This window comes from Protofrankia sp. CiP1_Cm_nod1 (assembly GCF_920888515.1).
Classification (GTDB): domain Bacteria; phylum Actinomycetota; class Actinomycetes; order Frankiales; family Frankiaceae; genus Protofrankia.
Window position 1 is genome coordinate 1 of the sequence record NZ_CAKKTM010000356.1, and the last position, 11284, is coordinate 11284.

Here is an 11284-nt window from a genome sequence, read left to right on the forward strand (position 1 = left end):
GGGGAAAGGCCGTCCCACCCCGAAACGCAGCCAGGCACGGGCGGCGCGCGCCCGCGGCGGCGCCCTGCCCGCCACGGCGTCCCGCAAGGAGGCCCGGACCCGCGGCCGCGAGGAGCGCCGCCGGTCGACCCGGGAGTACCGGGCGGCGATGCTCTCCGGTGACGTCAGCAGGCTGCCGCCGCGCGAGCGCGCCCCCGAGCGGGTGCTCGCCCGGGACCTCGTCGACGCCCGCCGCAACATCGGGCCGTTCTTCCTCGCCGCCGCCCTGGTGTACTTCCTCGGCGGCATCGTCCCCAACGCGTACGTGCGGCTGGTCACCACCTCGCTGATGCTGCTGGGCGTCCTCGCGGTGGCCGTCGACTCGGTGGTCCTGGCCCGCCAGGTCAGCGGCCAGGTCGCGCGCAAGTACCCGGACTCGCGGGTCCGGGTCCGGGCCTACGCGGTGCAGCGCGCGCTCCTGCCGCCCCGCTGGCGGATGCCCCGGCCCCGGGTGAGCCGCCGGGACGGCCAACGATGAACGTGTGATTTCACGGCCGGGCGTCCCGGGGCACGGGCGTTCTAAGGTGGCTGCGTGGAGCACAGACGACTCGGGCGTAGCGGACTGTCCGTCAGCGAGATCTCGTACGGCAACTGGATCACCCATGGTGACCAGGTCGAACGGGAACAGGCGCTCGCCTGCGTACAGGCCGCTCTCGACGAGGGCATCACCACCTTCGACACGGCCGACGTCTACGCGGGCACCCGCGCCGAGGCCGTGCTGGGCGAGGCGCTCGACGGCGTCCGTCGGGAGTCCTACGAGCTGTTCACCAAGGTCTTCTGGCCGACCGGCCCCGGCCCCAACGACCGGGGCCTGGGCCGCAAGCACATCATCGAGTCCTGCCACGCGTCGCTGCGGCGGCTGCGCACCGACCATGTCGATCTCTACCAGGCGCACCGGTACGACCCGACGGTGCCGCTGGAGGAGACCCTGCGGGCCTTCGACGACCTCGTGCGGGCCGGCAAGGTCCTCTATGTCGGCGTCTCGGAGTGGAGCGCCGCGCAGATCTCGGACGCGGTGCGGATCGCCGGCGAGCTGGGCTTCGACCGGATCATCTCCAACCAGCCGCAGTACTCGATGCTGTGGCGCACGATCGAGGCCGAGGTCGTCCCGACGTCCCAGGCCGCCGGTATCTCCCAGATCGTCTGGTCACCGGTCGCGCAGGGCGTGCTCACCGGCAAGTACCGGCCGGGCCAGCCGCCGCCGGCGGACACCCGCGCCACCAGCGTGAACGGCGGGCGCTTCATCCAGCGGCTGCTGGGCGACGACGTCCTCACCCGGGTGCAGGACCTGCTGCCCGTCGCGGCCGACGCCGGCCTGTCCCCGGCCCAGCTCGCGGTGGCCTGGGTGCTCCAGAACGACAACGTGGCATCGGCGATCATCGGGGCGTCCCGGCCGGAGCAGGTCCACGAGAACGTCAGGGCATCCGGGGTGAAGCTCGGCCCCGACCTGCTGGCCCGGATCGACGCCGTGCTCGGCGGCGTCATCATCACCGACCCGAAGATCGTCGGCTAGCCGCCCGGCCGCGCCCGGGCCGCCGAGCGCCCGAAAGGCATGATCGGCGCGTTCGACGGCAGGGCCGCCGGCCGATGGTCACCAGCCGGCGGTCACCAGCCGCCGGCTGACGGTCACCGGCCGCCGGCTGACGGTCACCGGCCGCCGGCTGACGGTCACCGGCCGACGGCCGCTAGTCGACGGGCCGCAGGCTCATCGGGCCGTAGACCCTGCGGTCGCCCTCGTGGAGCACCACCTGTTGGACGCCGGCGGCCAGCAGCTCCTGCCAGATCTCCCCCAGCCAGGTCTCGGCGTCGCTCTGGGTCGGGAACGACTCCGACGGCAATGAGCCGGCGGGGGTGACCACCCCACCGTCCTCCGTCTCGAAACGCCAGGTCCAGCTCACCGTTTGGCCTCCTTGCCCAGGTCGTCGGTCCTCTTCGCTGTCCGTCGGAGACCATCCAACACCGGCGGTGGGCCCGGAGGAGACGACCAGCGGCGAGAGCGGCGGCGGCTGGGTGAACCGAACAGGTGGCCGGTGGACGGAAACACCCCATACGATCCGTCGGACGGCCGGGCCGGTCGACACAGAGGAAGGAGACCGTGATCATGGCTTCGCACGGTGTCACGACGTTGCTCGCGGAGGCCACCGCCGAGTCGCACGAGGCGCCCATGGTCTGGTGGCAGGTCGGGCTGGTCACGATCGGCGCGATCCTGCTCCTCGGTGTCGTGATCGCGCTCATGACGCTGGCCGACCGCAGGCGTCATCCGCACCCGTAGGCGTCCGGGCAGGTGCGCCTGAGGCTGCTGGGCACGGGGTCGGCCGACGGCTGGCCCAACCCGTGGTGCGGGTGCGCGTCCTGCGGGTGGGCCCGCGAACACCAGGTGCGCACCCAGACCGCGGTGCTCGTCGAGGACCGCCTGCTCATCGACTGCGGGCCGGACGTGCCGCGCGCCGCCACCAGGTTCGGGGTGCGGCTCGCCGACGTGCGTCATCTGCTGTTCAGCCACGCCCACGGCGATCACACCAGCCCCGAGGCCCTGCTGTGGCGGACGTGGTCGACGGTGGCCACCCGCCCGCTGGACGTCGTCGGGCCGCCCGCCTCGCTGGACGCCTGCCGCCCCTTCGTGGCGCCCCCGGACGGGGACACCGGGGCGTTGCGGTTCCACCCGGCACATGCCGGTGACGTCCTGTCACTGGACGGTTTCGTCATCCGCGCGCTGGCGGCCAACCACGGAGCCGCGTTCGTGGGCCCGGCGCTGCTCTACGACATCACGGCCCCCGACGGCGGGCGTCTGCTCTACGCCTGCGACACCGCCGCGCCGCTGCCACCGGCGACCCTGGACGCGCTGGCCGGCCGCGCCTTCGACGTCGTGCTGATGGAGGAGAACAACGGCGACCGGCCCGGCTTCGGCGACCACCTCGACCTGGCGACGTTCGCCGACGTCCTCGCGGAGCTGCGGCGGCGGGGCGCCGTGGCCGAGGCAACCCGGGTCGTCGCCGTCCACCTCGGCCACCGCAACCCGCCCGGCGACGAGCTCGCCCGGCGGCTGGCACTGATGGGCGCACACCTCCACCCCGACGGCACCGTCATCGACACCGCCACCGGCAACCTCCCCGGCAACGCCGCAGCCGGCGGTGTGCCCGGCACCACTGCGTCCGATGGTGCGCCCGGGCCGGCCGCCGCCGCCGGCCCCGCCGGTACCGACGGCGGCGGCCGGCCCGGGCGCACTGTGTTCCGCGGAACACACTCCCCGGCGGGCCCGCCCCGGCCCTACCGCGTCCTGATCACCGGGGGTGCCCGGTCGGGGAAGTCCGCGGAAGCCGAGCGGCGGCTCGCCGCCTGGCCGGAGGTGCTCTACGTGGCCACGGCAGGCCCGGTTCCGCCGGACGACGCCGACTGGGCGGCGCGGGTGGCCGCCCACCGCACCCGCCGGCCGGCGCACTGGACGACGCTGGAGACCGCCGACCTGCCACCGCTGCTGCGCGCGGACGGCCCGCCGCTGCTGATCGACTGCCTCACCCTGTGGCTAACCGCCCACCTGGGCGAGGAGCCCCCGGCCGGGGAATGGCCCGCCGGGCTCCGGGAGCTGGTGGCCGCCTGGCGGGACACCCGCCGGCACGTGATCGCGGTGACCAACGAGGCCGGCTCCGGGATCGTGCCGGCGACCGCGCTCGGACGCCGCTTCCGCGACGCCCTCGGCCGCATCAACGCCGCGGTCGCGGCCGAATCCGACGAGGTCTGGCACGTCGTCGCCGGCATCCCCACCCGTCTGCGCTGACCCGGGTGAAAGCCGGAGAGGCGGTGGAGGTCACCGAACGTGGAAGAGCGGTCGCCATCCTCGTACCGTACGAAGCGGTCTCGGGCCACCAGCGTCTCGTCGATTCCGGCGACCTCGCTCCCGGCAGCCAGGGCATCCTGGATATCGAACCGGTGACCGCGGGTACCGGGATCCGGTTGTCGGACGAGCTCGCCGCACTGCGCGACGAGGAGTGGAGATAACGCTGATCTATCTTGATAGCAGCGCCCTCACGAAACTCGTCATTGCCGAGAGCGAGAGCGAGAGCCTACGGATCTGGCTCGCCGGGCACGCGGAGCGCAGGTTCGTCAGCAGCGCGCTGGTTCGCACCGAGTTACGGCGTGCGGTTCTCCGCATCAGCGACCGTCCTGACGTCAGCCGGCCCCAGGCTCAGGCCATAGCCGGTACCGCAACAGCACTTCTACGGAAGCTCGACCAGATCAGGTTGGGCTATCCGCTGCTGGACCGGGCCGGCCAGCATCCGCCTGCGCGGCTGCGCAGCCTTGACGCGATCCACCTGGTTACCGCCGCGAGCCTCGGCCCGGACCTGCATGCCATGGTGGCTTATGATCATCGTCTTCTCGACGCCGCCCGCGACCTCGGCATAGCAGTCGCATCCCCCGGCATGTCGTGATCTGTTGTGCTCGTATGTTCTCGCATCATGCTGGCAGTGCCGGGCCACCCGGTCAGCCGCGTCCAAGTGGCTGGCGCGGGCCCTGGCGTGGGTCGGGACGGCGGCTGAGCAGCGCGTCGCATTCGGCCTTGAGGACTTCGGGGATGACCTCGACGAAGTGGTTCAGCCGCGGGTCGCGCACGAGATCCCACTGGGAGCAGACGGCGCCGTCGCGTTCGTCCCACGAGCCGATGACCAGCCGGGGCACCCGGGCGAGGACAACGGCGCCGGCCGCCATCACGCCGGGCTCGAGCGTGGTCACAAGGGTGCAGCCGTCGAGTTTCCATGTTCCGAGCGCGCGCCCAGCCCGCCGGAGCACGGTGATCTCCGCGTGGGCGGTCGGGTCGGCCGTCCGCTGCCGGTCGTGGTGCGCGGCGGCGATCTCCCGCCCGTCCGGGCCGTAGAGCACCGCTCCGACGGGCGGGTCGCCGGCCCCCGGGTCCGGCAGCGCCCGCGCCATCTCCAGGGCACGGCGCATCCACGGCTCGTACCTCCTCGCGACCACCCCCAGCCGCGCCGATTCCGTCCGCACGAGATCTGGCTGCACGAGATCTGGCTGCACGGAATCCGATTATCCTCCCCTCGTCAGGTCGCCAGCCCGCCGCGCGCACCTGCTCCATGTTCCGGTCATCCGCCATGCTCTGGTCGTCCGCCCGGCCGGCGGTATGCGATCGCGGGCGGCAGAGCCACCAGAAACCCACGGGCAATCTCATGATCGTTCCTGGACGAGCTTGCAAACCAGTACCCGTACGATGCCTGAGCCGTTCAGTATTTGTTTATGATCTCCCTAAACAAGTACTGGACGCTGAGGGGCGCGAACGTGTCACTGTTCGACGTACATGGCGATCTTGTGGAAACGCGTGCCCGTCTGCGGACACAGGTCGACGAGATCCTTGCCGCGCTGGAGTCAGGCCAGCTACCACGCCCGCACGAGCGGGAGCAGGTGGACCTCAAGGAGGAGGCCGGCCGGCGCGGCCGCCACGGTGGCGTCCTGCCCGGTGAACGCCAGAATCCGCAGGCGGTGGAACAACTGGCACGTGAGGTCCCCTGCATGGCGAACACCCCCGGCGGGGGCGCTCTCATCCTCGGCGTGGACGACACCGGCCGGGTTCCCGGCACCGAGCTGGACGTCGAATGGCTCCGCCACCGCATCTTCGAGCGCGTCGACATCGCCCCGGCCATCGAGCACAGACACCTGCGAGGCGAACGAATCCTCGTCCTGTATGTAGCCGAGACCCGTGAACCGGTCGAGGATCCCGACCGCAGGATCCGATGGCGGGTCGGCGATCACTGCGTTCCGATGGACCGCTCCGAGTGGTGGCTACACCGGCAGGAGCGGGCCGGGCTGGACGTGATGGCCGCGGCGACCGGCCGGACGATCGCGGACATCGCTCCCGGTGCCCTGCTCATGGCCCGCCGCTATCTCGCCGGGAGCGACGGCGGCGATACTGACGAGAGCGCCGAGGTGTCGGACGCCGAACTGCTGCGGCGGCTCGGCGTCCTGCGCCCGGACGGCGCGCTGACCCAGGCCGGTGTGCTCGTCTTCTGCCCGGCGTCACGGACGCTGATCGAACTGAGCCGGCTCGACGTGCCCGGCGGTGATGTTCTCAACCCGCCGGACGACCGGACGGGCGCGGCACTCCTCGAACAGCTCGCCGCGGTTGAGAACGATCTGCGCGCGTTCAACAGCGTGACCACCGTCCGGCGGGGCTTCGCCGAGATCCCGACGCGGCGGATCCCCTCGCGTTCCGTCCGTGAAGCCCTGCTCAACGCGGTCGTGCACCGGGACTGGATGCGTCCGGAGCCGGTCGTCGTCACCTGGTTCGACCATGACACCGTCATCGAGGTCGACAGCCCCGGCGGCTTTGCCGGCGGGATCACCGAGGACACCGTCCTTTCCCGCAGGTATGCCCGCTACCCGGCCCTGTCGGATCTCTTCCGCGCGCTACGGCTGGTGGAGAAGCAGGGCGTCGGCGTGGACCGCATGTACCGGGAAATGATCTCACTTGGTCACCGGCCGCCACGGATCACCGAGCTGGCCGGCCCGAACGTACGGACCCGGCTGGCCGGCGGCGCGCCGGTCCTGCCGATCATGTCCCTGATGGAGTCGGTCCAGCCGTCCGCGCGCCGACGCGACGTACGGATCGCCGTGGTTCTCCACGAGCTGCTGCACCGCCCCTTCCTCACCGTCGAGGACGCGGCGCGCGCTCTTCAGACCGACCCGGACGACGCGCGGGATGCCCTCGAGGCCATCTGTACCGCCCAAATAGACGGCAACACCATCATCGACCGCTACAAGGACGTCTGGATGCTCTCCGCCGCTGTCTTCCGCCGGCTGGAAGGCGATCCGGACACGATCGGGGAACTGGCCGGGCGTGGGCTGCTGACCTACCGGCGGCCTGGTCGCGGTGCCGCCCGGGACGTCATCGCCTCCTGGCTCGCCGCCCATGAACGCATCACCAGCGGTGACTACGCAGCCCTGACCGGCCTCACCACGGCCGGGGCGAACCGCGCGCTCGACCGGCTCGTCCCGGACCTGCTCGTCCGCGGCTCCAGCAGCGGGCGCAACGCCCACTACATCGCGGCGCGAACACGCACGGAAGTGCCAGCGGCGCACGGGGAATAAATGAAGGACGCTCCGCCCTGCCGGTGGACAGGCTCGGATACGCGGTCCCGCGCGCACGGGCACCGCCGTTCAGCGGACGGGCACCGCCGTTCAGTGGGCACCGCCGAGGTTGAGTACGATCACGCCAGCGATGATCAGCGTCACGCCGAGGACCTTCGCGACGGTGACCGACTCGTTCAGGCCGACTATCCCGATCACGACGACCAGCGCGGTGCCCAGGCCGGCCCAGATGGCGTAGCCGACCCCGACCCGCATGCCCTTCTCGACCGCCTGGGCGAGCGCGACGAACGCGAGACCGTAGGCGGCAAGGCAGCCCACGGTCGGCCACAGCCGGGTGAAGCCGTCCGTGCTCCTGATCAGGCTGGTCCCCAGGACCTCCGTCACGATGGCCAGTCCGAGGAACACGTAAGCCATGGTCAGCACCTCCTGCCTGGTATGTCCGTACTGGACAGACAAGCCCGGGCCGCGGGCCGGCGGTGGCGACCGGCGCGGCCACGGAGGCGATGTCCCCGGGCCGATGGCGCCTCCGGCCATGTTCTGAAATCGGTCGCCGACCGTGACCTCGTCGAAGCCTGCCGGGCCACCATGCGCGGCGAGCCCTTTCTCTGTCCCGGCGCGGTCAACGCCCTCATCCGCAATTATCTCGACCGGATCCGTGAGGGCGGCGGCATCCCTGAGCGGGCCATCACCGAGCGCGAGGAGGAGATTCTCAGGCTCGTGGCCGAGGGAGACAGCTCGCAGGAGATCGCCGGCCTGCTCTTCGTCAGTGTCAAGACGGTCGAACGCCACCGCGCCAACCTGCTGCAGAAACTCGGCATGAAGGACCGGCTGGAGCTCACCCGGTACGCGATCCGGGTCGGCCTGATCAAGCCGTGACCCGGCTTTACCGCGCGAGACCCGGCTTTGCCACGGCCGGCTCGTATCCCGCCCCGCCCCGGGGCTTCCGGCGCGCACCGGACAGGCCGGCGGGAACACACGGGCCCGGTTGCCGGCGGCGCGCCGGTTCCGCCGGCCATGCCGCTGGCGGAACCGCTCCAGCCCGGCGCCTGCTGGACAGGCACGGGCAGGCGGTCCCGCGTGGGCAGCCGCGGCGATCCGGTACGGCGACGTCATTGCGCCGCGCGCGGCCCTCGGTTACGGTCTAATCGTGGCGCTGACGGGTGCACTGCTGAAGGGTGCACTGTCGGCGGATGCGCCGCCGATGGATGCGCCGCCAACAAGTTCACTGGTGGTGACCAGCGTATCGGCGGCGGATGCACCGGCGATGAGGAGAACATTCGCCGCCCGCAGATACCTCGACTTCTCCCGGCTGGCCAGTTCCCTCTGTTGCCGCTGACAAAGCGTCAGCCGATCATCCACCGGTACGGCACCGTACGGTGATACCGGGCCCGCCCGTATGTCGTTCATATCGTTTTCCGTCACGAGCGATCGCGCTCTGATTTTCCGTGCCCGGCGCCCGCTGATCCGCGGCGTCGACGAGAAATCCCGTTGAACAGCGCAGCGGAAACAACGACAGAAATGAAGACCGGAAGGGGACGACACGTCCGATGCCCGCGCTCTCTTCACTGCATCTCGCCGTCGCGCTGGACGGTACCGGCTGGCATCCCGCGGCCTGGCGGGAGCCACGGGCCCGCCCGCTCGAGCTGTTCACCCCGCGCTACTGGGTCGACCTGGTCTCCGAGGCCGAGCGCGGTCTGCTCGACTTCGTCACCATCGAGGACGCCCTCGGCGTGCAGTCCTCCCGCTTCGACGGGCCGGACGGGCGGACCGACCAGGTGCGCGGCCGCCTGGACGCGGTGCTGATCGCCTCCCGGGTCGCGCCGCTGACGACGCACATCGGGCTCGTCCCGACCGCGACCGTCACCCACACCGAGCCGTTCCACGTCTCGAAGGCGATCGCGACCCTCGACTACGTCAGCACCGGCCGGGCCGGCTGGCGGGCGCAGCTGTCGCATCCCGGTGAGAACTCCCATTTCGGCCGCCGCGACATCTCCCGTCTCCGGTTCGAGGACTACGCGACACCCGAGGGCCAGGCGCTGGTCGCCGAGTACTTCGAGGAGGCCGGCGACTTCGTCGAGGTGGTCCGCCGGCTGTGGGACAGCTGGGAGGACGGCGCGGAGATCCGCGACACCGCCACCGGGCGGTTCGTCGACCGCGAGAAACTGCACTACATCGATTTCAAGGGCCGGTGGTTCAGCGTCCGCGGCCCGTCGATCGTGCCGCGGACGCCGCAGGGGCAGCCGCTGGTCACCGCGCTCGCGCACAACACGCTGCCCTACCGGTTCGGCGCCCGCTCGGCCGACGTCGTCTATGTGACCCCGCGGGACGCCGACGACGCGCGCGCGACCGTCGAGGAGATCCGGGCCGAGCAGCACGCCGCCGGCCGGGCGGAGAACGTGCACGTCTTCGGTGATCTCGTCGTCTTCCTCGACACCGCCGCGACGGCGGCGAACGACCGCCGCAAGCGCCTGGACGAGCTGGCCGGCGGCGAGTACAGCAGCGACGCGCTGGTGTTCACCGGCACCCCTGCCGAACTCGCCGACCTGCTGCGGGACTGGCAGCGCGCGGGCCTGTCCGGCTTCCGGCTGCGGCCCGGGACGATCCCGCACGACCTGGAGGCGATCACCCGCGCGCTGGTCCCGGAGCTCCAGCGGCGCGGCGTGTTCCGCACCGCCTACGAGGCGGACACGCTACGTGCCCTGCTCGGGCTGCCCAGACCCGCCAACCGCTACGCCGCCGCCTGACGACCCGCCGGCCGGCCCGCCGACCCGCCGACCCGCCGGCCGAGCCGGCATCGAACGCCTGGAGCGTCACGTTATGAGCAAGCCCCGCAAGCAGATCATCCTCGGTGCCTACCTCGGCGGCGTGAACCATCACACGGTGTGGTCCGACCCGGCCGCCGGCAGCCAGATCGCGTTCTCCTCGTTCCAGCACCTGGCCCGGACCGCCGAGCGCGGCAGGTTCGACTTCTTCTTCCTCGCCGAAGGCCTGATCCTGCGCGAACGGCTCGGCCTGATCTTCGACCAGGACATCGTCGGCCGGCCGGACACCCTGCCGGTGCTCGCCGCGCTGGCCGCGGTGACCGAACACCTCGGCCTCGTCGGCACCATCAACGCCACCTTCAACGAGCCGTATGAACTGGCCCGGCAGCTCGCCTCGCTGGACCACCTCTCCGGCGGACGGGCCGGCTGGAACGTGGTGACCTCCTTCGACGCCTTCACCGGGCAGAACTTCCGCCGCGGCGGCTTCCTGGACCGCGACGACCGCTACATCCGCGCGGGCGAGTTCCTCGCCACCGCCCGGAAGCTCTGGGACTCCTGGCCCGCCGACGCCGTGGTGGCCGACAGGAGCAGCGGACGGTTCGTCCGCGACGACAGCGTGGGCGCGTTCAGCCAGCACGGCGAGCAGTTCGACATCTCCGGGCACTTCAACGTCCCGCGCAGCCCCCAGGGCCGCCCGGTCATCCTGCAGGCCGGGGTGTCCCCGCAGGGCCGGGACTTCGCCGCCGGCAGCGCGGACGCGATCTTCTCCCCCTACCGCCACCTGCCCGAGGCGCGCGAGTTCTACCAGGACATCCAGGCCCGGGCGCTGCGCCAGGGCCGCCCGGCCGGCTCGGTCAGGCTGCTGCCCTCGGCGTCGTTCGTGCTCGGCGACACGCAGGCCGACGCCGTCGAACGGCACCGGGAGATCACCCGGACGCAGGTCAGCGGCCGGACGGCGCAGATCCTGCTCGAGACCGTCTGGAACCGTGACCTCTCCGGCTACGACCCCGACGGCCCGCTGCCGGACGTCGGCCCCGACCCGGACGCCCCCCTGGTGATCCAGGGCCGGGCCCGCCTGGCCCAGGACCCGTACGAGACCGTGGCCGGCTGGCGGGCACTGGCCGAGGCGAACAGCTACTCACTGCGTGAGCTGGCCATCCACCTCTTCAGCCGCACCGAGTTCATCGGCACGCCGACGCAGGTGGCCGACCGCATCGACTCCTTCGTCCAGAACGACGGCTCGGACGGCTTCATCCTCGGCTCCCACCTGACCCCCACCGGCCTGGACGAGTTCGTCGACAAGGTGGTGCCACTCCTGCAGGAACGCGGCTCCCTACGTACCGAATACACCGGCACAACCCTGCGCGACAACCTCGGCCTCCCCACCCCCA

Annotated in this window: 13 protein-coding genes and 1 pseudogene; 10 read left to right on the forward strand and 4 right to left on the reverse strand. The window is 71.6% G+C overall.

All coding sequences use genetic code 11. From position 1 onward, the window contains the following. The coding region (locus NBX02_RS16070; protein ID WP_250292019.1) for a DUF3043 domain-containing protein at nt 1-517 on the forward strand (517 nt) is incomplete at its 5' end. Nucleotides 518-571: 54 nt separating this feature from the next. After that, nucleotides 572-1552 (forward strand): aldo/keto reductase family protein, encoded by a 981-nt coding sequence (locus tag NBX02_RS16075; RefSeq protein ID WP_250292021.1) that lies wholly within the window; start codon nt 572-574, stop codon nt 1550-1552. A gap of 172 nt (nt 1553-1724) precedes the next feature. Here the strand turns inward: NBX02_RS16075 and NBX02_RS16080 are convergent, their stop codons facing one another. After that, nucleotides 1725-1937, reverse strand: coding sequence for a hypothetical protein (locus NBX02_RS16080; protein ID WP_250285807.1), 213 nt, complete (start codon nt 1935-1937; stop codon nt 1725-1727). Nucleotides 1938-2140: 203 nt separating this feature from the next. Here NBX02_RS16080 and NBX02_RS16085 point away from each other — a divergent pair, with 203 nt between their 5' ends. The 4 genes from NBX02_RS16085 to NBX02_RS16100 are packed head-to-tail and all read left to right on the forward strand — an operon-like array spanning nt 2141 to nt 4466. Beyond that, nucleotides 2141-2311 (forward strand): hypothetical protein, encoded by a 171-nt coding sequence (locus NBX02_RS16085; protein ID WP_250285808.1) that lies wholly within the window; start codon nt 2141-2143, stop codon nt 2309-2311. Between the two features lie 12 nt (nt 2312-2323). Continuing rightward, the gene (locus NBX02_RS16090; RefSeq protein WP_250292023.1) at nt 2324-3814 is read left to right on the forward strand and encodes a bifunctional adenosylcobinamide kinase/adenosylcobinamide-phosphate guanylyltransferase; all 1491 of its coding nucleotides are present in this window, start codon (nt 2324-2326) and stop codon (nt 3812-3814) included. A gap of 23 nt (nt 3815-3837) precedes the next feature. Next, nucleotides 3838-4035, forward strand: coding sequence for a hypothetical protein (locus NBX02_RS16095; RefSeq protein WP_250285811.1), 198 nt, complete (start codon nt 3838-3840; stop codon nt 4033-4035). Next, on the forward strand, nt 4026-4466 hold the full coding sequence (locus tag NBX02_RS16100) for a type II toxin-antitoxin system VapC family toxin (RefSeq protein ID WP_250292025.1): 441 nt from the start codon (nt 4026-4028) through the stop codon (nt 4464-4466). Before NBX02_RS16095 ends, NBX02_RS16100 begins: the two co-directional genes overlap by 10 nt. 52 nt (nt 4467-4518) lie before the next feature. Here the strand turns inward: NBX02_RS16100 and NBX02_RS16105 are convergent, their stop codons facing one another. After that, entirely contained in the window at nt 4519-4983 is a 465-nt protein-coding gene (locus tag NBX02_RS16105) for a nucleoside deaminase (protein WP_445548471.1), read from the reverse strand. 342 nt (nt 4984-5325) lie between these two features. Between NBX02_RS16105 and NBX02_RS16110 the strand changes: the two genes are divergently transcribed. Further along, nucleotides 5326-7131 carry a DUF5635 domain-containing protein gene (locus tag NBX02_RS16110; protein ID WP_250292027.1) on the forward strand — a complete coding sequence of 602 codons (1806 nt, stop codon included), beginning with the start codon at nt 5326-5328 and terminating at the stop codon, nt 7129-7131. A 90-nt stretch (nt 7132-7221) separates the two neighbouring features. Here NBX02_RS16110 and NBX02_RS16115 read toward each other — a convergent pair whose 3' ends face one another. Continuing rightward, the gene (locus tag NBX02_RS16115) at nt 7222-7545 is read right to left on the reverse strand and encodes a DMT family transporter (protein ID WP_250285960.1); all 324 of its coding nucleotides are present in this window, start codon (nt 7543-7545) and stop codon (nt 7222-7224) included. A 105-nt stretch (nt 7546-7650) separates the two neighbouring features. Between NBX02_RS16115 and NBX02_RS16120 the strand changes: the two are divergent. Beyond that, nucleotides 7651-8007 (forward strand): annotated as a pseudogene (locus NBX02_RS16120) (response regulator transcription factor); the annotation flags it as partial. Between the two features lie 258 nt (nt 8008-8265). On the opposite strand, the gene NBX02_RS16125 reads toward NBX02_RS16120, so the two are convergent. Further along, complete coding sequence (locus tag NBX02_RS16125; protein WP_250285963.1) at nt 8266-8490, reverse strand: hypothetical protein; 225 nt, start codon at nt 8488-8490, stop codon at nt 8266-8268. A 188-nt stretch (nt 8491-8678) separates the two neighbouring features. On the opposite strand from NBX02_RS16125, the gene NBX02_RS16130 reads away from it, so the two are divergent. Continuing rightward, nucleotides 8679-9875, forward strand: a complete 1197-nt coding sequence (locus tag NBX02_RS16130; protein ID WP_250292030.1) for an LLM class flavin-dependent oxidoreductase — start codon at nt 8679-8681, stop codon at nt 9873-9875. Nucleotides 9876-9948: 73 nt separating this feature from the next. After that, a partial coding sequence (locus tag NBX02_RS16135) for an NtaA/DmoA family FMN-dependent monooxygenase (RefSeq protein ID WP_250292032.1) occupies nt 9949-11284 on the forward strand: 1336 nt, incomplete at its 3' end.